22 protein-coding genes are annotated in these 20,109 nt (G+C 63.1%); 12 read left to right on the top strand and 10 right to left on the bottom strand.

Going from position 1 to position 20,109, the window contains the following annotated elements; all coding sequences use genetic code 11:
- Nucleotides 1-20 precede the first annotated feature (20 nt).
- Complete coding sequence (locus A3AY_RS0130600; RefSeq protein ID WP_018329479.1) at nucleotides 21-389, top strand: VanZ family protein; 369 nt, start codon at nucleotides 21-23, stop codon at nucleotides 387-389.
- A gap of 165 nt (nucleotides 390-554) precedes the next feature.
- On the opposite strand, the gene A3AY_RS0130605 is transcribed toward A3AY_RS0130600, so the two are convergent.
- From A3AY_RS0130605 to A3AY_RS0130615, 3 genes are all read right to left on the bottom strand, one after another.
- Complete coding sequence (locus A3AY_RS0130605) at nucleotides 555-758, bottom strand: hypothetical protein (protein ID WP_018329480.1); 204 nt, start codon at nucleotides 756-758, stop codon at nucleotides 555-557.
- Nucleotides 759-819: 61 nt separating this feature from the next.
- Complete coding sequence (locus A3AY_RS38770; protein WP_085995080.1) at nucleotides 820-987, bottom strand: Thivi_2564 family membrane protein; 168 nt, start codon at nucleotides 985-987, stop codon at nucleotides 820-822.
- Nucleotides 988-1,121: 134 nt separating this feature from the next.
- Entirely contained in the window at nucleotides 1,122-2,162 is a 1,041-nt protein-coding gene (locus A3AY_RS0130615; RefSeq protein WP_026203995.1) for a zinc-dependent alcohol dehydrogenase family protein, read from the bottom strand.
- 158 nt (nucleotides 2,163-2,320) lie between these two features.
- Here A3AY_RS0130615 and A3AY_RS0130620 point away from each other — a divergent pair, with 158 nt between their 5' ends.
- Nucleotides 2,321-3,211, top strand: a complete 891-nt coding sequence (locus A3AY_RS0130620; RefSeq protein ID WP_026203996.1) for a branched-chain amino acid aminotransferase — start codon at nucleotides 2,321-2,323, stop codon at nucleotides 3,209-3,211.
- Between the two features lie 108 nt (nucleotides 3,212-3,319).
- Here the strand turns inward: A3AY_RS0130620 and A3AY_RS0130625 are convergent, their stop codons facing one another.
- Nucleotides 3,320-4,912, bottom strand: coding sequence for a hypothetical protein (locus A3AY_RS0130625; protein WP_018329484.1), 1,593 nt, complete (start codon nucleotides 4,910-4,912; stop codon nucleotides 3,320-3,322).
- Nucleotides 4,913-5,051: 139 nt separating this feature from the next.
- Nucleotides 5,052-5,300: a hypothetical protein gene (locus A3AY_RS0130630; RefSeq protein ID WP_018329485.1), complete on the bottom strand. Its 249-nt coding sequence runs from the start codon at nucleotides 5,298-5,300 to the stop codon at nucleotides 5,052-5,054.
- 159 nt (nucleotides 5,301-5,459) lie between these two features.
- Between A3AY_RS0130630 and A3AY_RS0130635 the strand changes: the two genes are divergently transcribed.
- Nucleotides 5,460-6,410, top strand: a complete 951-nt coding sequence (locus A3AY_RS0130635; protein WP_018329486.1) for an MYG1 family protein — start codon at nucleotides 5,460-5,462, stop codon at nucleotides 6,408-6,410.
- A gap of 22 nt (nucleotides 6,411-6,432) precedes the next feature.
- Here the strand turns inward: A3AY_RS0130635 and A3AY_RS0130640 are convergent, their stop codons facing one another.
- The 3 genes from A3AY_RS0130640 to A3AY_RS0130650 form a co-directional block, all read right to left on the bottom strand.
- On the bottom strand, nucleotides 6,433-7,245 hold the full coding sequence (locus A3AY_RS0130640) for a COG3904 family protein (RefSeq protein WP_018329487.1): 813 nt from the start codon (nucleotides 7,243-7,245) through the stop codon (nucleotides 6,433-6,435).
- Nucleotides 7,246-7,258: 13 nt separating this feature from the next.
- Nucleotides 7,259-8,539 (bottom strand): hypothetical protein, encoded by a 1,281-nt coding sequence (locus tag A3AY_RS0130645; protein ID WP_018329488.1) that lies wholly within the window; start codon nucleotides 8,537-8,539, stop codon nucleotides 7,259-7,261.
- A gap of 94 nt (nucleotides 8,540-8,633) precedes the next feature.
- Nucleotides 8,634-9,140 carry a hypothetical protein gene (locus tag A3AY_RS0130650; protein WP_026203998.1) on the bottom strand — a complete coding sequence of 169 codons (507 nt, stop codon included), beginning with the start codon at nucleotides 9,138-9,140 and terminating at the stop codon, nucleotides 8,634-8,636.
- A gap of 503 nt (nucleotides 9,141-9,643) precedes the next feature.
- Here A3AY_RS0130650 and A3AY_RS0130655 point away from each other — a divergent pair.
- Entirely contained in the window at nucleotides 9,644-10,243 is a 600-nt protein-coding gene (locus A3AY_RS0130655; protein ID WP_018329490.1) for a superoxide dismutase, read from the top strand.
- Between the two features lie 272 nt (nucleotides 10,244-10,515).
- On the opposite strand, the gene A3AY_RS0130660 is transcribed toward A3AY_RS0130655, so the two are convergent.
- The gene (locus A3AY_RS0130660) at nucleotides 10,516-11,064 is read right to left on the bottom strand and encodes an RBBP9/YdeN family alpha/beta hydrolase (RefSeq protein WP_018329491.1); all 549 of its coding nucleotides are present in this window, start codon (nucleotides 11,062-11,064) and stop codon (nucleotides 10,516-10,518) included.
- Nucleotides 11,065-11,175: 111 nt separating this feature from the next.
- On the opposite strand from A3AY_RS0130660, the gene A3AY_RS0130665 reads away from it, so the two are divergent.
- The 8 genes from A3AY_RS0130665 to A3AY_RS0130700 all read left to right on the top strand — a co-directional run bounded on the left by A3AY_RS0130665 (nucleotide 11,176) and on the right by A3AY_RS0130700 (nucleotide 19,084).
- Nucleotides 11,176-11,652, top strand: coding sequence for an Lrp/AsnC family transcriptional regulator (locus tag A3AY_RS0130665; RefSeq protein WP_018329492.1), 477 nt, complete (start codon nucleotides 11,176-11,178; stop codon nucleotides 11,650-11,652).
- Between the two features lie 230 nt (nucleotides 11,653-11,882).
- Nucleotides 11,883-12,611: a FadR/GntR family transcriptional regulator gene (locus A3AY_RS0130670; protein ID WP_018329493.1), complete on the top strand. Its 729-nt coding sequence runs from the start codon at nucleotides 11,883-11,885 to the stop codon at nucleotides 12,609-12,611.
- A 129-nt stretch (nucleotides 12,612-12,740) separates the two neighbouring features.
- The gene (denD, locus tag A3AY_RS0130675) at nucleotides 12,741-13,724 is read left to right on the top strand and encodes a D-erythronate dehydrogenase (protein WP_018329494.1); all 984 of its coding nucleotides are present in this window, start codon (nucleotides 12,741-12,743) and stop codon (nucleotides 13,722-13,724) included.
- A gap of 1 nt (nucleotide 13,725) precedes the next feature.
- A complete protein-coding gene (locus A3AY_RS0130680) occupies nucleotides 13,726-14,502 on the top strand; it encodes an SDR family oxidoreductase (protein WP_018329495.1) in 777 nt (258 codons plus the stop codon).
- A gap of 93 nt (nucleotides 14,503-14,595) precedes the next feature.
- Complete coding sequence (locus A3AY_RS0130685) at nucleotides 14,596-15,663, top strand: ABC transporter ATP-binding protein (RefSeq protein ID WP_018329496.1); 1,068 nt, start codon at nucleotides 14,596-14,598, stop codon at nucleotides 15,661-15,663.
- 158 nt (nucleotides 15,664-15,821) lie between these two features.
- Nucleotides 15,822-17,138, top strand: a complete 1,317-nt coding sequence (locus A3AY_RS0130690) for an ABC transporter substrate-binding protein (protein WP_018329497.1) — start codon at nucleotides 15,822-15,824, stop codon at nucleotides 17,136-17,138.
- Between the two features lie 97 nt (nucleotides 17,139-17,235).
- Nucleotides 17,236-18,168: a carbohydrate ABC transporter permease gene (locus A3AY_RS0130695; protein ID WP_026203999.1), complete on the top strand. Its 933-nt coding sequence runs from the start codon at nucleotides 17,236-17,238 to the stop codon at nucleotides 18,166-18,168.
- Between the two features lie 16 nt (nucleotides 18,169-18,184).
- Complete coding sequence (locus tag A3AY_RS0130700) at nucleotides 18,185-19,084, top strand: carbohydrate ABC transporter permease (protein WP_018329499.1); 900 nt, start codon at nucleotides 18,185-18,187, stop codon at nucleotides 19,082-19,084.
- Nucleotides 19,085-19,355: 271 nt separating this feature from the next.
- Here the strand turns inward: A3AY_RS0130700 and otnC are convergent, their stop codons facing one another.
- Nucleotides 19,356-20,024 (bottom strand): 3-oxo-tetronate 4-phosphate decarboxylase, encoded by a 669-nt coding sequence (gene otnC, locus A3AY_RS0130705; protein WP_018329500.1) that lies wholly within the window; start codon nucleotides 20,022-20,024, stop codon nucleotides 19,356-19,358.
- Nucleotides 20,025-20,109 lie beyond the last annotated feature (85 nt).

Consider the following 20,109-nt stretch of genomic DNA (forward strand, 5'->3'; position numbering starts at 1 on the left):
CTGTCCGCTATTGTGACGGCATGATGACAAAGAAGTTTTTCAAATGGCTGGCATGGATCGTGCTGGCCGCGCTTGTATTCGTGACCGTCTCGCCCATTGGACTTCGCCCCCACACACTGACGTCGGTCGGATTGGACCGCGCCGCCGCGTTTTTCCTGGCGGGTGCTGTTTTCGCCGTCGCCTATCCGAGGAGATGGATGTCGCTGGCGCTCTTTCTCGTCTTCTCGTCATTCGCGATCGAAATGCTGCAGGAACTTTCCCCGACCCGGCATGCGAGGCTAGACGACGCCCTGGTCAAGGCCGTGGGGGCCGTGGCCGGCATCATCGCCGGCAAGCTTGCCCTGACCATACGGCGCGGTATTCTCGCCCGCCGGCTGGCCAGATCCTGACGCGCCCGCAAGGGGCGGCAAGCGTCAAAGCAGCGTCGACAAACGGCTGGGTTCGACCGGCAAACGCTGCGGAAGCCCCATCTGCGCCATCCTCGACCCGTGGGGGATTCAGCCACCGGGCGTCTGCGCGGGCGAGGGGCCTCGCCCGCAGCGTCCTGCGCGCCATCATTTCTTTTTAGCGGCTGCCTTTTTCACCGGCTTTTCCACGACCGGCTCCTGGCCGAGCCGCAGGGCCTTCAGCATTGCTGTTTTCTTGTTTCGCGCCACAAGTTCCGCCTTGATGATGGCAAGAGCGGCAGCGGAGGTCTCGTCCTGGCTGCGACGCACGGTGACTTTGGCAAGCGTCTTGGTGTCGGTTTTATCGGTCAATGTCTGAACTCGCTTTGCAATGCTGAAGGAAAGGGAAGGGAGATTGCTCTCCCCGTCGCCGTCAAAAGACCGCGAGATATTTCAGCAGCGAAACAATGCCGATGATGATCACGATGATCTGGACGATCTGCTTGGCACGGCCGTCGATCGGCAGCCTCGCAACAAGGTAGAGAACAAGCACGATGACGAGAAACGTGATCAGAATGCCGATCAGCATGGATGATGCCATTATCCCACTCCATGAGCAACGACGCATTGTTGCGACCACGGGTGAAATAGGGCGCATCGCGCCAAATGGAAGTTGTAACGGCCGGAATAATCGCCGCGATGTTGCGCGTACCGGCCGGGCCTCGCCCTGAAGGGCTAAAACTGCGTGATCACGCTGATCCCCAGATCCTGCGCCGTGTCCATCGTCATCAGCGCCGGCACCGCTTCTTCGAGGCTGATGTGGCGGCCGATCAGTTTTTGCGGGTTGAGCTTGCCGGTTTCGAGCATCGCCATCATCGCCTCATAGCGCCAGGCCTGCATGCCGTGGCTGCCGTAGATTTCGAGCTCGTGGCCGATCACCTGCGCCATCGGGATCTGCGGCGCCGCATGTTCGCCGAGCATCAGGCCGACCTGCACATGACGGCCGCGGCGGCGGAGATTCTTGATCGAGTTGAAGCAGGTGACGGGCGAGCCGAGCGCATCGATCGAGACATGGGCGCCGCCCTTGGTGATCTCGCGCACGGCTTCTGCGATATCGCCGGTGACGCTGCCGTCGATGGTGGCGACGGCGCCGAGCTCGCGGGCGAAGGAAAGCTTCGTCTCGGAAATGTCGATGCCGATGACATTGGCGCCGAGCGCCGACGCGATCATGATCGCCGACAGCCCGACGCCGCCGCAGCCATGCACCGCCACCCATTCGCCGCCACGCACGCGGCCCTGGTCGACGATGGCGCGGAACGAAGTGGCAAAGCGGCAGCCGAGGCTGGCGGCGGTGGCGTAGTCGAGGCTGTCGGGCAAATGCACGAGGTTCTGGTCGGCATAGTCGATGGCGACATATTCGGCGAACGAGCCCCAATGGGTGAAGCCCGGCTGGAACTGGTTCGGGCAGACCTGGGCATTGCCGGAATGACACTCGCCGCAGCGGCCGCAGCCGGAGACGAAGGGAACGGTCACCCGGTCGCCGACCTTGTAGCGCATAACGCCCTTGCCCTTGGCGGCGACGGTGCCGGCCAGTTCATGCCCCGGCACGTGCGGGAGCGAAATATCCGGATCGTGGCCCATCCAGCCGTGCCAGTCGCTGCGGCAGAGCCCGGTCGCCTCGACCTTGATGACGACGCCGTCCTTGCTCGGTGTCGGGTCCGGCAGCATGCGGATATCGGGGGTCTTGCCGAAGGCGTCATAGTACATGGCTTTCATCGGTGCGGTCCTTCATGTCACAGTTGAGCCTATCTACCCGCGTCTGGCGCACGCATCCAGATTGGACGGTATGACTTTTTTTGATGTACCTATTTACCCTGTTTCTCGATTTTCCGGCTATTGCGGATATCAGAACGACGAAAAAACAGGAGACCGTCATGGCCGTCGACACATCCCCGCGCAGCACCACCTGGACCTATGTCGATGGCGAGTGGCTTTCGGGCAATCCGCCGCTGATCGGCCCGACCTCGCATGCCATGTGGCTCGGCTCGACGGTGTTCGACGGCGCCCGCTGGTTCGATGGCATCGCGCCCGATCTCGACCTGCATTGCCAGCGCGTCAACCGCTCGGCTCTGGCGCTCGGCCTCAAGCCCGTGGTGACGGCGGAGGATATCGAGGATCTTGCCTGGGAAGGCTGCAAGAAATTCGACGGCAAGACCGCCGTCTATATCAAACCGATGTACTGGGGCGAGCATGGCTCGGCAAGCAGCGTTGTCACGGTCGATCCGGAATCGACCCGTTTTGCGCTCTGCCTGTTCGAGGCGCCGATGGGCGGCGGTAACGGCGGCATGTCGGTCACCGTTTCCCCCTTCCGCCGGCCGACGATCGAATGCATGCCGACCGATGCCAAGGCCGGCTGCCTCTACCCCAACAACGGCCGCATCCTGGCCGAGGCCCGCACGCGCGGCTTCGACAATGCGTTGGTGCGCGACATGCTCGGCAATATCGCCGAGACCGGCTCGTCAAACGTCTTCATGGTCAAGGACGGCGTCGTCTTCACGCCGGCCGCCAACAAGACCTTCCTCGCGGGCATCACCCGATTGCGCGTCATGACACTGCTGCGCGACGCCGGCTTCGACGTGGTCGAGACCACGCTGACGCTCTCCGATTTCGAAACCGCCGACGAAATCTTCACCACCGGCAACTATTCCAAGGTCCTGCCCGTCACCCGCCTCGACGACCGCGACCTGCAATCCGGCCCGATCGCGGCCAAGGCGAAGGACCTTTACATGGACTGGGCACATTCGACGGGCCGGCAGGATTTGTGAGGATGCGGCAGATCGGCCATCCGCCGGAAAGCGGATGGCTCTTTCTCGGAGGGCAGGAGGGGGCTGCTGGTGGGGGCCAAAACGGTTTTCAAGGGGCGGGAAGAATTATTAGTCTTTCTCGCCAGCCGCCGACTTGGCCGCCCGCTTGGCAACACCCTTGTCGTACGTGTCCTTCCACCACGGCAGCAAATCACCCGGCTCGAACGGGTATTTCTTCACCTGCCGCACATCCGGAACAGCCGCTGTCCTTACCTCGCGAATGCTCCAGCCGTTGAACTGGTTCTCATGCGCCGCCGCTCGGAACGTCTCCAGCAGGTCATCGCCGGTGGACCGGCTCATGACGTTCTCTAGCTCGTGGATAGACACGAACAGCGGGGTACGCTTGTCGGCGGCCGTCATCTCCGGCTCTTTCTGTCCTGCGATCTTCTCCGCTTCAGCAATCATCGCTGTCCGCAGCTCGGCCGAAGTTTGCGTCCATGGCTCCATGGTCAGCACCACAGCCGCCACTTCCTCCGCAAGTTGATGCTGGATGATGCCGCGTCGAACATGGGAGAAGAACCGCCAGAGCTGGAAAACCGCATTGGCGATCTGATCGTATTGGCTCTTGGCGTCGGCTGCCGGGTCATTGGCATACTGCGCCTGAAACGACAGCTTGGTGGCCTTGCACTCGAACACCGCGACGATTTCTCCGTCACGGAGCATCAGTACGTCGGGCGTCTCGGCGGGATTGTTCTTGTAGGTGTAAGGCTGCGCCGGCTGCGGGTCGAACTCGGGCAGATAAGCCCGGATGGTGTTCCGCGCGTATCCCTCGAAGCGGCTTCGCGCCTCATTCATTACCCCGGTGGGAGCTGCGATAAGGTCGAAATAGAGCCCGACCGTCGAACGGAGCAGCAGGAACTCGGGGAAGGGAGCGATGTAATGGTTGCGCGGTGCCGCCCGGATAATCGGCCGCACGCGCAAGTAGCTGGGATGATAGGCGGCCGGAATGGCATTCCCCGCCGCCAGCTTCTTGTAAAGCTCGAAGGATTCCCGGCGGGCGGTCCACAGTTCCGCCGACACCATGCCCATCGTCTTTTCCATTGCGCCTTCGGCAAGCTCGACCGGCAGTTTCCCGGCCAAGGGCACATTCCATGCCGCCTGCTGGGTTTGGACATAGAGGCAGAAGCAGCAGGCCATGAAGTCCTGAACGGTCAGGCCATGGGTCTTCCCGAAGTAATCTGCGCACTGGCCCTGACCATAGATGAAAGCATGGCGGTAGATGTTCGCCACGTTTTCCCAGCCGGTCTGCCATGGAAACTGCCGGTGCGCGATGCGGTGGAACTCCCGCATGATGGTGTCGCCGGTAAGTTTCTTACTGTCTTGCTGCTCTACTGCCTTCAGCAGATTGATTGTATCGGCAAAATCGCTGAACTCCGTCGTGTTGATGGGCTTCTTCATGAAGTCCGGCACCACGTCCTTCCGCATGTTGAGCGTCAGTGTGATGATGCTCTCCATCTCCCATTTGTAGGCCATGTATTTCGATTCCATATCCGTCGTCTCCACTTCGACGGGATGGCGAATAAGCCCCTTCGCCTGGGCGACGCGGTTGCTCTGGAGGGCATGGATGGCCCATACCATCAGCAGGACGCGGCGGTCATCGGTATCCGACAGGCGACGCAACAGGACTTCAATCGGCTTCGCCTTGGGGTGGTAGGCGTGCATGGGGTTCTTGGGCATGGCCTTGGGTAGGGTTGGCCGGATGCGGGAGCCCCACCCGCGTACGGTTGGCACCCAATCGCGGTGGAAAAAGCCGTAGTGGGAAGTCGAGCGCAGGTAGATATCCCGAATATCCGGAAGGACTTTAGTCAGTGGCGCGCTTCCTGTAGTGGGACACGCGATCCTCCGTGACAGTGACGCTGAGGAGGTATTCGTTCATGGCAATGTGGTTGTCGACCCGCTCCATAATGGTGCCGATGGCCTCGGTCGCGGGGAAGGTCCACGTTTTGCGGGTCTGGTACAGTTTGTAGAGCTGCGAGCCGTCCTGCGGGTTCAGGCCGTCCTCGTCGCGGTTCATGATATCGGCGGTAACGACGTAATTCTTTTCGGTCATGTCTGCTCCTCGATTTCAGCGCTCCAAAGTAGCAGATTCGGCCAAATTCAATCCAGTCGGGATCCACCGCCCACGCAAAAGACGGGTTGAGCTGCCCTCCCGCGATGGCTATGTGGTGCATCTCAAGCGAACCTCGCAAGCAACAAGGCGTATCCAGGCATGATCCCAGAATTCCTCGTCACCCATTCCGGTGGCTTCCATGCCGACGAACTGTTGTCGAGCGTCGTCCTTACCCGGCTTTTCCCGCAGGCGCGCATCACCCGCAGCCGGGCGCCGGAATGGCTCGCACCCGGTCCGGACCGCATCATCTACGATGTCGGCGGCGCCTATGATCCTGATGCCCGCATCTTCGATCATCACCAGCGCGGTGCGCCGCTGCGCGACGACGGCCAGCCCTACAGTTCGTTCGGATTGATCTGGAAGCACTTTGGCCGCGACTATCTCGCCGCTTCCGGCGTTCCGCAAGCGCATGTCGAGACGATCCATGGCTCTTTCGATACGAGCTTCGTGCTGCCGGTCGATCTGGTGGACAACGGGGCGCTCAGCCCCGCCGTTGCCGGAAAGCTGGCGGGGCTCACCTTGCCTGCGCTGCTGGAAACCCTGAAGCCCGTTTTCGACGAGACCGATCCTGAAGCCGACGATCGTGCTTTCCACGCGGCATTGGCCGCAGCCCGCAGTTTTGTCGAGGCAAGGATCGCCCAAAGTGCTGCCAAGCTGCGGGCCGAGGCGCTGGTGAACCAGGCCATCGTCGATGCGGGCGAAGCGCGTATCCTGGAACTGCCGATGGGAATGCCGTTCCGTCCCGCCATCGTCAAGGCGGGCGCCGATCACCTGCTGTTCGTCGTCCATCCGCGCGACAGGGATTGGTGCCTGACCACCATCCGCCGCGCCGACGAAGGCTTTGAGGTGCGGGCCGATCTGCCGGCCGCCTGGGCCGGGTTGACCAATGGTGATCTGGAGGCAGCCTGCGGGGTGAAGGGGGCGAGCTTCTGCCATAACGGCCGCTTCGTTGCCGCCGCCCGAACCCGCGAGGCTGCTCTTGCGATGGCCGAACTGGCGGTGAACGAGGCTGTTTCGGCTGGTTCCGCTGCCGCGGCGGCGGCCGAATAACGAGTGCCGGCAAGCGCCGCGGCTACTTCGCCTCCGCCACCGGCGCCGCGCCATCCGTCGTCAGCGCAAACTGCTTCATCTCCTGCGGCGTCAGATAGTAGAGCCGGTCCGGCGGCGTCTCGAGTGCGTGCAGCCAGACACCGGACTTGACGCCCATTTGCTCCAGATGGCGGCTGACGTCGGCGGTCATCTTTTGCGCGTCGGACATGGCGCGTTCGGCAGAGAGCTTTTCCGTCGAGCCGTTGAAGATCTGGTGGACGCCGACGACGGCGCCCTTGTCGGCCTCGCGCGTCACGCCGCCGGCCATGATGATCGGGCAGGAGGAGGCGCAGAGCGCGCCGCTGGCGACCTTGGTGCCGAGCTTCTTCTCGCGGATCAGTTTCGAGATGGCGAGCGCATCGCCGACGGCGCCGCCGGGTGAATCGAGCAGCACGGTCTTCACATATTCGCCGCGCGCCGCGATCTCCTCGGCGAACCGACCGGCAGCGCCCGGGTCGATCGAACCCTGTGCTGCGAGGATGCCGCCCGGCTGAAGCTCGAAGCGGATCGGCTGCTTGAGCGTCTGCGGGTCGGCGGTGACGTCGGATGGCGCATTCTGCGGCTCGCCATCGGTCAGCGCCGGCGGCAGCACGGGCGCGGCTTCCGGCTGCATCGGGTCGAAGCCGGGGAGGTCCCGGTTGGCGGCGCTGAGCTCGTTCCAGTCGATGATGATGAAGACCACGGTGGTGGCGAGCAGCGCCTGGAAGGCATGGCGCATCAGCGTGCCGTCATCGGCGGAAAGCAGATAGGTCTTCAGCCGCTGGCCAAACCCTTCCAGCTGCGCGCGGGCGGTCATGGTCGGGGTCCCTTCATTTGCGAGGGCCCTTGCCGGAGAGGTCGAAGCTGGCGATGTTGGACTGCTCCTTCGCCTCGGCCTCGGCAAGCGCGGCATCGATATCGACGCCGCTTGACTGCAAGGCCCTCTGCACCTGCAGCGCCTCCAGCAGCTCGGCCGCGGTGATGCGCTCGGCAAAGGGCAGCTTCTGCTCCTGCCGCCGCAACGCGCCGTGGGCGATCGACAGCATGAAGACGAGGACGGCGGGCAAGAGATCGATGGCGATAGCGCCGGCCCAGCTCGGAATGAAATCCGAGGCATAACGCAGCACGGCGGCGGCCGACGAGAGCGGCACGAAGCGGCGTTCGCCGACCGGCTCGCGCGTCAGGATCTGGTCGGCGGCTTCCGACAGGACTTTCGACTGGGCGGCAACCGAGGTGCGGATGGTTTCCATCACCTGGTCCTGCCGGTTGGCGAGATCGGCCTCGGCGCCGCTGGCGACCGGGGCGATGAAGCCGAGCGACAGGTCTTCCGCTGCCCGCTTGACGGAGGCGGCGATCGAGGTCTGCTCCAGCGAGGTGATGGTGCCGGTCAATGCCACGGCTTCGGCCGCGAACTGCTCGGCGCGCGGATCGATCGCGCCGGGTGCCGAAACCAGCGTGCGCATGGTGGCAAGATGGGCGCGCCCTTCGTCGAACAGCGAGGTGACGCGTTCGCGCGAGGCGGTGATGCCGGTTTCGAGCTCCTTCAGCTGCGCCGCCATCTGCCCGAGCAGCTGGACGACGCTGCCGGCGCCGGTCGTGCCGGTCAGCGCGCCGCTTTCCCGCTCCTGGTCCGACAGGCGCTGGAAGCGCTCGGAGGTGCGCTGGATGTCGGGAAGCAGGCTCTGGGCGGCAAGGGCATTCTGGTGCGCCCTGTCGAGATCGGCGGTGTAGTCCTCGACCGTTTCGGCGAGATGCTGTTCGAGCGCCGCGGAGCCGGCAAGCGCGGCGGCGTTCAGCCAGCTCGCCATGGCGATGATCATCACGCAGCCGAGCGCCATGATGCCGAGCATTGCGGTGCGCGCCGAGGCGCCGGTGACATGCGGGTAGAACCGCGCCATATAGGTCCAGAAGGCGTAGATGGCGACGGAGACGGCGCTGGAATAGATCAGCGCCGCGAAGAAGACGGCAGTCGCCGAACCATCGAGAATGGAGCGAACCCCGAGATAGGTGTAGACACCCGACGCCAGCGCCAGAACGGCCAGCGCAAAGCGCGTCATGGTTTCGACGGAATCGATGCCGTCCTGCAAGCGATGAGATGCGCCAAGTGCCATGGAGTTTCTCCGGCTGGTTTGGCCTAACAAACCCTTAAAATACCGGCGAAATCAAGGCTGGAGCCGCGTCTCCCCCGGCACCCCGGGCTGGCGATCAGGCTGGCAGCGCCGCGTTGCCTGGCCGGCGATGAATCGTCCACGCCTGCAGACAGATGCCGATCAGGAAGATCACCGCCCAGATCGCCGTAACGGTCTGAACCGGCGCCGATTCCGGTCCGCTGCCGATCGGGTTTGCCGGCGGCACGCGCGACAGTGTCTCGTTGATCGCCGGCACCAGCAGCAGGAAGAAGGTGAACGACATCGACAGCGCCTGCAGATAGCGGTTGAGGCGGCCGAACCAGCCGAGCCTGGCGATGATCAGCGAGAAGACGACGGAGAGGATCGCAAGGATGCCGATCGCATGCCCGGCATTGAAGCCGCCTGTGCTCGACAGCCCGAAGGAGGTGAGGGCCGAAAGCACCAGCGTGATGACATAGATCCGCCCGGAATCGGTTTTCGGGCGGATCGCCCCGTATTTGGAAAAGCCATAGAGGCCGGCGACAACAGGCACGACGCTGATGACGGTATGGATGATGCCGAGAGTGGACAAGGGATTGGCCATGGAAATTCCTCTTGCGCGATTGAACGATCTTCGTACGCTGAATGAAATATGCAGACCTGAAAACGCCTGGCGCCGGGATATCGCGCATCGAAGCGCTGCCAGCCGGGCCGCATAGAACTTATACGGCCCAGGCGTTTGCGCAATCGAAATTAAGGCACTACCCGCGCAAATTGGTCGTGCGCCGGCCATGGTTTCCGACCAGCTTCGCGGCAGACCGAAGGACACCGTGACGAGCGCCGCCTTCACCCATTGCCGGTCGGCCGGCGAAAGCGGCAGGATCGGTCGCGGCAGGTCGAAGTTGCTGAGGTCGGTCGGTTGCGTTCCGGTGCGATGGCGCGGCATGGAACAATCAAGCGCGAGAAGTATTTTCCATGCCTGTAGCGAAATTTGGCATGGCGGCGGTTGCCTGTTTCAGCGGTGGTCCCTATGTTCCGCCTCACCGATTTCTTTCATGAATTCCAACCCGGCTTTCATGGACCCCGCCACGAAGAGGAGATACCATCATGGCTTTCGAATTGCCGAACCTGCCTTACGACTACGACGCGCTTGCGCCGTACATGTCGCGCGAAACGCTCGAATATCACCACGACAAGCACCACCTCGCTTACGTGACCAACGGCAACAAGCTTGCCGAGGAAGCCGGTCTCTCCGGTCTGTCGCTGGAAGAAATCGTCAAGAAGTCCTACGGCACCAACCAGCCGCTGTTCAACAATGCCGGGCAGCACTACAACCACGTGCATTTCTGGAAATGGATGAAGAAGGGCGGCGGCGGCACCGCGCTTCCGGCCAAGCTCGACGCGGCCATCAAGTCCGATCTCGGCGGCTACGACAAGTTCCGCGCCGATTTCATCGCAGCCGGCACCGGCCAGTTCGGCTCGGGCTGGGCCTGGCTCTCGGTCAAGAACGGCAAGCTTGAAATCTCCAAGACCCCGAACGGCGAAAACCCGCTGGTCCATGGCGCGTCGCCGATCCTCGGCGTCGATGTCTGGGAACATTCCTACTACATCGATTACCGCAACGCCCGTCCGAAGTACCTCGAAGCCTTCGTCGACAGCCTGATCAACTGGGACTACGTGCTCGAGCTCTACGAAGCCGCCGCATAAGTTTTCCGGTTACAACGGACACGAAACCCGGCAGCGATGCCGGGTTTTTTTGTACGGCGCTGCACATCTTCTACGCCACGCTCCTTTGCACCTCACCCTGACCCTCTCCCCGCAGGCGGGGAGAGGGGATGACGGAGGATGCCGCTTGTTCCTTCTCCCCGTCAAAACGGGGAGAAGGTGCCCGGCAGGGCGGATGAGGGGCAGCGACAATGAGCGACAATGATTGTGTGTTTAGGCAGCAAGGCCGCCTTAAACACTGTGACGAGGCTTCATCAGCGGCGCGGCGCCGCAAGCCCGGTGGCGAACGCCGTCAGAAGGTTCATGCCATGCGGCCAGTCGCCGAGCCCGCTTTGACCGTTGACGTGGCCGGCCGCGCCGATATCGACGAGGCCGCTCCCCCACGCCTCGGCCCGTTCTCTCGCATAGCGCGGGGTACCAAATGGATCGTTGCTGCTGGCAACGATCAACGACGGCATGCGCAACGGACCGGCGGGCGGATCGATGAAGTCGCATGCCTCCTGCGGGAAGGCTTGCGTGCGGGGATCGGGAACCGCGACCAGAAACGCTCCGGCGACGGGCAGAGCCGATGCCTGCTGCCAGTGCGCGACGAGCAGGCAGGCGAGACTGTGCGCCACCAGCAAGGGCGGGGCCGGCGACAGCTCGACCTCGCGCTCCAGCGCAGCGATCCAGTCGTTGCGGTCCGGACGGTCCCAGTCCGATGGCCGGAAGCGCCGCATCCGCGGATGCGTCTTTTCCCAATGCGTTTGCCAATGGCTTTCGCCCGATCCGCCGATTCCCGGCAGGATGATGATGTCCGTCATGGTCTCTCCGTGAAATGTCTGCGATTTTGCGAGGATGATGGACACGCGGCCGGTTTTGAATGAGAACTCATCGGAAAACGCTGCCGATTGCCGATGGATTGAAGGTGAAACATGGGAACTGCCGAAACGGACCGGTCCGGGCTCGATCCGACCGATATCGCCATCATCGAAGTGATGCAGGAAAACGGGCGCATCGCGATTTCGGAACTGGGGCGCCGGGTCGGGCTCTCCCAGCCCGCGACATCGGAGCGGGTCAAGCGGCTGGAGGAGAAGGGCATCATCTGCGGCTACGCGGCGCGCATCGACGCTGCGGCGCTCGGGCTCGGGATGATGGCGGTCGTTCGCCTGCGCACGACGCATGAGCATATCCGCGCCTGCCTCAAGCTGTTTTCCGAAATGCCGCACGTCATGGAGGTTCTGCGCCTCACCGGCGAGGATTGCTTTCTCCTGAAGGTGCTGGTTCCGACGCCGGGGGAACTGGAGACGATCGTCGACACGATCGCCCGATACGGAGCGGTGACGACGTCGCTTGTCCTGCGCAGCGAACCGCCGAAAGCGATCGGCCGCGCCTTGCTGCAAAGGCTTTGAGACGAGCCACGCATTTCAGCGCGGGTATTGACCGAGCACGAGAGGCGCCTTTCAGAACCGCTCCGACCCGAGCGCAGCAAGGGCTTGCATTGCGGCTTGGCAGCCTATACACGTAATAAGTGCAAACTTTTGATGCGGTGCAGCGACGAAGTTGCTTGACGCGGCAGGCTTTTGGCAGTTCCATCGCAACTGATCTGCTGGACCAACCAGTGGGTCAGTTGGAGACGCCGATGGAAGGCAGCCCAATACTCACCCAGATGCCGAAGGTCGGGCAGAGCCTGGATCGACGCACGACGCGCGACGTCATCGTCGAGAAGCTGATGGTGCTGATCGCCACCAACATGCTGCGCCCCGGCGACGTGCTGCCCGGCGAGCGCGAACTCGCCAATGTGCTTCATGTCAGCAGGGAGACGGTGCGCGGCGCCATCCAGACGCTTGCCGCGCGCGGCATCGTCGAGGTGTCCCAGGGCAGCCGCACGCGCGTCTGCAACGTCGATCTCAGCCATCTCACCGTTACCATCGCTTCGCCGAGCGCCATCGACAGCTACGATCTCGAGGACGTTCACGCGGCCCGGCTGCATATCGAGCTGAAGGTCGTCGGCGATGCGGCCGAGAGGGTTGGCGACGACACGATGAGCAAGCTCAGGAGCCTGCTCGACGCGCAGAAGCTCTGTGGCGACGACGCCATGCGCTTCCTGATCTGTGACCGCGAATTCCATGTGGCGATCTACCGGGCCTGCGGCAATCCGCTGCTCTCCGATTTCGTCACCGATCTCTACACCTACATGATGAACTACCGGCGCAGCGCCATGTCACGGCCGGGCGCCATAGACGCGAGTTACGACGACCACGTCGAGATCGTCGAGGCGCTTGCCCGGCGTGACCGGGAAGCGGTGGTTGCCGCATTTCGCCAGCACCTCACCCGGATCTACGACACGACGAAGGAACTGCTGACCTGAGGGAGCAATCGAGGGAAAAGAACAACAGCGGGACGGCCGGCTGATCCGGCTGTGCAGTGATTTCAAAAGGCAGCGTCCTTTGCGCGTACGCGTGGCGCTGGCGGGCGGCTGACAGGGAGATTGCCGAGAATGCATGTCATGGTGATTGGCGCGGCTGGAATGATCGGCCGCAAGCTGGTGGAGAAGTTCGCCCTTGAGGCAGGTGCACTGGGCTACGACATCGGCAAGCTGACGCTGGTGGACGTCATCGAGCCGCCGGTGCCGCCGTCGCTGTCGGCCATAGCGACGCCGCTTGCGCTTGATCTTTCCAAGGACGGCGCCGCCGAGAAACTCGTCGCCTTGCGGCCCGGCGTGATCTTCCATCTCGCGGCGATCGTTTCCGGCGAGGCGGAGGCCGATTTCGACAAGGGCTACCAGGTCAACCTTGACGGAACGCGGGCGCTCTTCGAGGCGATCCGCCATGAGGGGCTGCGGGAGCCCTACATTCCGCGCCTTATCTTCGCCTCGTCGATCGCCGTCTTCGGCCAGCCGTTCCCGGACAAGATCGGCGACACGTTCTTCACCACGCCGCTGACGAGCTACGGAACGCAGAAGGCGATCTGCGAACTGCTGCTGGCCGATTATTCGAGGCGCGATATTTTCGATGGCGTCGGCATCCGGCTGCCGACGATCTGCGTCCGCCCGGGCAAGCCCAACAAGGCGGCCTCCGGCTTCTTTTCCAATATTCTGCGCGAGCCGCTCGCCGGTCAGGAGGCGGTGTTGCCCGTCGACGAGGACGTGCGCCACTGGTTTGCCAGCCCGCGCTCGGCGGTTGGCTTCTTCGTTCATGCCGCACGGATGGATACGTCCTTGATCGGACCGCGCCGCAATCTGACCATGCCTGGCCTTTCGGCCCTCGTCGGCGAGGAGATCGAGGCTCTGCGACGCGTCGCCGGTGAGAAGGCGGTCAAGTTGATCCGCCGCAAGCCGGACCCGGTGATCCGCTCCATCGTCTCGGGCTGGCCGACCGATTTCGATGCGCGGCGCGCGTCCGAACTGGGGTTCAAGGCCGAAACCAACTTCGACGAGATCATCAGGATCCATATCGAAGACGAACTTGGAGGACAGATCTGACATGGCGCGTGGTTCGAAGTCCGGCGACGGCAAGATCGCATTGGTGACAGGCGGCGGCACCGGTGTCGGACGCGGCATCGCCGAGGCCCTGAGCGCCGAGGGTTATACCGTCGTCATCACCGGCCGGCGCGCCGAGGTGCTCGAGAAAGCCGCCAGCGACATGGCGTTGCAAACGGGCGGCACCGTGCGTGCGGTCAGGGCCGATATCGGCGATCCCAATGCGGTCGCCCGCCTTTTCGAAGCGATCCGCACCGAGTTCGGCCGGCTCGACCTCCTAGTCAACAATGCCGGCTCCAACGTCCCGCCCGTGCCGCTGGAAGAGGTGACCTTCGAGCAGTGGAGCGGCATTCTCGCCGCGAACCTGACGGGAGCCTTTCTGTGTACGCAACAGGCATTCCGGCTGATGAAGGCGCAGGTGCCGCGCGGCGGCAGGATCATCAACAACGGCTCGATCTCGGCCCAGGCGCCGCGGCCGAATTCCGCTCCCTATACCGCGACGAAGCATGCGATCACCGGGCTGACCAAGTCGACCGCCCTCGACGGGCGGCAATATGACATTGCCTGCGGCCAGATCGACATCGGCAACGCCGCGACCGACATGACGTCGAAAATGAGTTCCGGGGTGCTGCAGGCAAATGGCGAGACCGCCAGCGAGCCGACGATCCCGGTCAAGCATATCGCCGAGGCCGTCATCTACATGGCGAGCCTGCCGCTGGAGGCCAACGTGCTGACGATGACGGTGATGGCGACGAAGATGCCGCTGGTCGGGCGGGGCTAAGTCGAGGAAACCGGAGGGCGTCCGAGAACGGCATGAGGAGAGGCCGCCGGACAATCACCGATTTCAGATGAAATTCATATGGGAGGAAAGCACATGGCAGGCGTTGATTTCGTCGATGTCAGAAAATCATTCGGAGCCTTTCCCGTCATCAAGGGCGTGAACATCGAAATCGAGGACGGCGAATTCGTCATCCTTGTCGGTCCCTCCGGCTGCGGGAAGTCGACGCTTCTGCGAATGCTGGCGGGTCTCGAAAACATTTCGGCCGGCGAAATCCGCATTGGCGACAAGGTGGTCAACGCCCTGCCGCCCAAGGATCGGGATATCGCCATGGTGTTCCAGAACTATGCGCTTTATCCGCACATGACCGTCGCCGACAATATGGCGTTTTCGCTGATGCTGAACGGCTCTTCAAAAGCCGAGATCGACAAGCGTGTCGGCATCGCGGCCGGAATTCTGGGGCTTACGAAACTGCTCGACCGCTACCCGCGCCAGCTTTCCGGCGGCCAGCGCCAGCGCGTCGCCATGGGCAGGGCGATCGTGCGCGATCCGCAGGTGTTTCTGTTCGACGAGCCGCTGTCCAACCTCGATGCGAAACTGCGCGTGGCCATGCGCGCCGAGATCAAGGAACTGCACCAGCGGCTGAAGACGACCACCGTCTATGTCACGCACGACCAGATCGAGGCGATGACCATGGCCGACAAGATCGTCGTCATGCATGACGGCATCGTCGAGCAGATCGGCGCGCCGCTTGATCTCTACGACAGCCCCGCCAATCTTTTCGTCGCCGGTTTCATCGGCTCGCCGGCGATGAACATGATCAAGGGCAGGCTGGATCCGCAAAATCCGAACAGCTTCATCGCAGCCGACGGCATGGCATTGCCGGTCGCGCGGCCGCCCTCGGCGGCAAGGGGGCGTGACCTCATCTACGGTCTGCGGCCGGAATATATGTCGCTCGACCCGAACGGCTTCCCAGTCACCGTCGCCGTCATCGAGCCCACCGGCTACGAGACGCAGTTGATCGTGCGCTTCGGCGGGACGGACGTCACCTGCGTTTTCCGCGAGCGCGTGACCGCCCGGCCCGGGGAGGCAATACACCTGTCGATCGATGCCGATCATGTCCACCTGTTCGACGCCGAAACCGGCATACGGCTGATCGACTGATACCGCCCCGTTTGCCGCTGCGTCGGGCAAGAGGAGCCCCGGCGCATCCGGTCTCGGGTCGAGGTTCCGGCCAACCGGAACACCTCGTTGCAGCATTCGCCAAACGGGACGGCGGGTGCCGGAAAGGATGATGTCCCGTTGTCACCAGGAGGAGCATTATGACTTTCAAGAGACGTGATTTTCTCACCGCATCCGCCGCGCTGGCGGGCATCGCCGGGCTTTCGCCTTTCGGCATCCGCCCGTCTTTCGCGCAAGGGGCGGAGCCGGCCTACAAGCCGGAGGAAGGCGCGAGCCTGAGGCTGTTGCGCTGGACGCCCTTCGTCAAGGGCGACGAGGATGCATGGCTTGCCAACACCGCGAAATTCACGGAAGCGACAGGGGTCGAGGTCCGCATCGACAAGGAAAGCTGGGAAGACATTCGCCCGAAGGCAGCCGTCGCCGCCAATGTCGGTTCCGGGCCGGACATGGTGATGTGCTGGTTTGACGACGCCCACCAATATCCCGACAAACTCGTCGATCTGACCGAGCTCGCCAATTATCTCGGCGGAAAATATGGCGGCTGGTACGATGGCGTGAAGGGTTATGCGACGCGCGAAGACAAGTTCATCGCCATGCCGCTGACCGCCATCGGCAACGCTGTCTGCTACCGTGACAGCCACATGAAGGCGGCGGGGTTCAGCGAGTTCCCGAAGGACACCGACGGGTTCCTCGAGCTCTGCAAGGCCATGAAGGCCAAGGGAACACCGGCCGGCTTCCCGCACGGCAAGGCCGTCGGCGATGGCAACAACTATGCCCACTGGCTGCTCTGGAGCCATGGCGGCAAGATGGTCGACGAGGGCGGCAAGGTCGTCATCAACAGCCCCGAGACGCTGAAGGCGATCAACTACGCCAAGGCGCTGTACGAGACCTTCATTCCCGGCACCGAGAGCTGGCTCGACATCAACAACAACCGCGCCTTCCTCGCGGGGCAGGTGTCGCTGACGGCAAACGGCGTCTCGCTCTATTATGCGTCGAAGAAAGACCCGGCGATGGCGGAGCTCTCGGCCGATATCCGCACCACCAACTTCCCGGTCGGCCCGGTCGGCCAGAGCGTCGAACTGCATCAGACGAGCTCGCTGCTTCTGTTCAACCACACGAAATATCCGGAAGCGGCCAAGGCCTATATCAAGTTCATGATGGAGGCCGACCAGATGAACGCCTGGATCGAGGGCTCCAGCGCCTATTGCTGCCAGCCGCTCAAGGCTTTCGCCAACAACCCGGTCTGGACGTCCGATCCGATCCACGCGCCCTATGCGCGCGCCTCCGAGACGCTGCGTCCCAACGGCTATGCCGGCCCGCTCGGCTATGCGTCCGCCGGCGTGATGGCTGATTATGTGCTGGTCGACATGTTTGCCTCCGCGGTCACGGGGCAGATGACACCGGAAGATGCGGTTGTCGAGGCCGAGCGCCGGGCCAACCGCTACTATAGGGTCTAGGTCCTGAAGGCGGCCTGCATGGGCCGCTTGAGACGTGGTACCGGCGGAAATGCTCCCGCCGGTACCGTTTGGCAATTCGTTCTACGGGAGATGTCCGATGTCCAGCGTGTCGTCCAGGAAGCCGCCTTCGGCGATGGCTTCGCTCATGCAGAACAGGAACATGATCGGTTTCCTGTTCATGCTGCCGGCCGCGGTTTTCCTTGTCTGCTTCCTGACCTATCCGCTTGGTCTCGGCGTCTGGCTCGGCTTTACCGATACGCGCATCGGCCGTGACGGGGTGTTCATCGGGCTCGAGAACTATGTCTTCCTGGCCGAGGACTCGGTCTTCTGGCTCTCGGTCTTCAACACGCTTCTCTACACGATCGTCGCGTCGGTGCTGAAGTTCGTCTTCGGGCTCTGGCTGGCGCTCCTGTTGAATGAGAACCTGCCGTTCAAATCCTTCTTCCGGGCGATCGTGCTCTTGCCCTGGGTCGTTCCCACCGTGCTCTCGGCACTGGCCTTCTGGTGGATCTACGATGCGCAGTTCTCGATCCTCTCCTGGTCGCTGATGCAGCTCGGCGTGATCGACAGCCCGATCAATTTCCTGGGCGACCCGGAAAATGCCCGTGCCTCGGTGATCGCCGCCAATGTCTGGCGCGGCATTCCCTTCGTCGCCATCTCGCTGCTCGCCGGCTTGCAGACCATTCCGGTCTCGCTGCAGGAGGCTGCATCGCTGGACGGTGCGACGAGCTGGCAGCGCTTCCGCTATGTGACGCTGCCGATGCTGACGCCGATCATCGCCGTGGTCATGACCTTCTCGGTGCTGTTCACCTTTACCGACTTCCAGCTCATCTATGTGCTGACCAAGGGCGGGCCGGTGAATGCGACGCATCTGATGGCGACGCTGTCCTTCCAGCGCGGCATTCCCGGCGGACAGTTGGGCGAGGGGGCCGCAATCGCGGTTGCGATGATCCCCTTCCTGCTTGCTGCCATCATGTTCAGCTTCTTCGGCCTGCAACGCCGCAAATGGCAGCAGGGCGGCCAGGATTGATTGGGGGAGAATGACGATGACCACGACCGTGAAATCCGAAGACGCCGTTCTCACCGACGATGTACAGGGCATGACTTATCTCAACCGCCTGCCGCGCAGGATCGTGATGGTCTATCTGCCGATGGCGGTGTTCGTCTTCGTGCTGCTGTTTCCGTTCTACTGGATGGCGATCACCGCGGTGAAGCCGAATTCGCAGCTGACCGACTACACCAACTACAGCCCCTTCTGGGTGGTCGGCCCGACGCTCGATCATATCAAGTATTTGCTGTTCGAGACCTCCTATCCGGGCTGGCTGTGGAACACGATGCTGGTGGCGACCTGCTCGACATTCCTGTCGCTGGCGGCATCCGTCTTTGCGGCCTACGCGATCGAGCGGGTGCGGTTCTCGGGCTCGCGGCCGGTCGGCCTGATGATCTTTCTCGCCTATCTCGTGCCGCCGTCGATCCTGTTCATTCCGCTGGCCTTCATCGTCTTCAAGTTCGGTATCTACGATTCCAGGCTGGCGCTGATCTTCACCTATCCGACCTTCCTCATTCCCTTCTGCACCTGGCTGCTGATGGGCTATTTCCGGTCGATCCCGTTCGAGCTCGAGGAAAGCGCGCTGGTGGACGGCGCGACGCGCTGGCAGATCCTGACCAAGATCATCCTGCCGCTTGCCGTCCCCGGGCTGATTTCGGCCGGCATCTTTGCATTCACGCTGTCCTGGAACGAGTTCATCTATGCGCTGACCTTCATCCAGTCTTCGGAAAACAAGACCGTGCCCGTGGGCGTGCTGACCGAACTGGTCCGCGGCGACGTGTTCGAATGGGGCGCGCTGATGGCGGGCGCGCTGTTCGGCTCGCTGCCGGTGGTGATCCTCTATTCCTTCTTCGTCGACTATTACGTGTCGTCGATGACCGGGGCGGTGAAGGAATGAATGCCCGTCTTTTGCGGCTGCTCCCTCTTCTCCCCGGCGGGGAGAAGGTGGCGCCCCCGGGTCTTGCCTGCGGCAAGCCCGAGGACAGGCTGCGGGCCGGATGAGGGGGCGGCTTGCGCCGAAATCACCGTGAAACCCCCTCATCGCCTCGCATACGCTCGGCTCTTCTCCCCGCGGGGGAGAAGAGGGAGCTTGTCGTAACCGCCTTCCCTCCATGGCGATGGCCCTGCCCCAAATGGGTTCCGCTTTAAGGAATTATGCAGCAGCGCGTTCAGTCGTGGTCGTGGTCGTGATGCGAAGGCAGGTCGAGGCCGAAGGTCTTGGTGAGGTCGCTCACCTGCGCCGGGCTGAGATAGCGTGGGTTGAGATTGCGCAGCAGCAGATAGAGCTTCGCCGTCTCCTCCAGCTCCTCGGTCGCGAAAACCGCCGCCTCCAGGCTGTCGCCGGCGACGACCGGTCCGTGATTGGCCAGAAGCACCGACGAATATTTTCCCGCCAGCCCGCGGATCGCGTCGGCGACCGCCGGATCGCCGGGACGGTAATAGGGCACCAGTGCGGTTTCGCCGGCACGCATGAGATAATAGGGCGTCATCGGCGGCAGGGCGGCGCGCGGATCGATCTCCGGCAGCATGGTCAGCGCCACCGCGTGGGTGGAGTGAAGATGGACGATGGCGCGGGCGCTGCCGCGTGTGTCGTAAAGCGCGGTGTGAAGCGGAATTTCCTTGGTCGGCTTGTCACCGGCGAGGAGCCGGCCTTCGGCATCCAGCCGTGAGATGCGGGCCGGGTCGAGGAAGCCGAGCGAGGCATTGGTCGGCGTGACCAACCAGCCGCCATCCTCCAGCCGCAGCGATATGTTGCCCGACGAACCGGGCGTCAGCCCGCGCTCGAACAGCGAGCGGCCGTAGCGGCAGATTTCCTCACGCAGGCGGGCGTCTGACATTGCAGTTCCTCCGGTATCAGAGCGGTTCAGTTCACAGTACACGACAGTGGCCGGCTGTCGTCATGGCCACTCATCCGCCCTGCCG

This window comes from Rhizobium giardinii bv. giardinii H152 (assembly GCF_000379605.1).
GTDB classification, from domain to species: Bacteria; Pseudomonadota; Alphaproteobacteria; order Rhizobiales; family Rhizobiaceae; genus Pararhizobium; species Pararhizobium giardinii.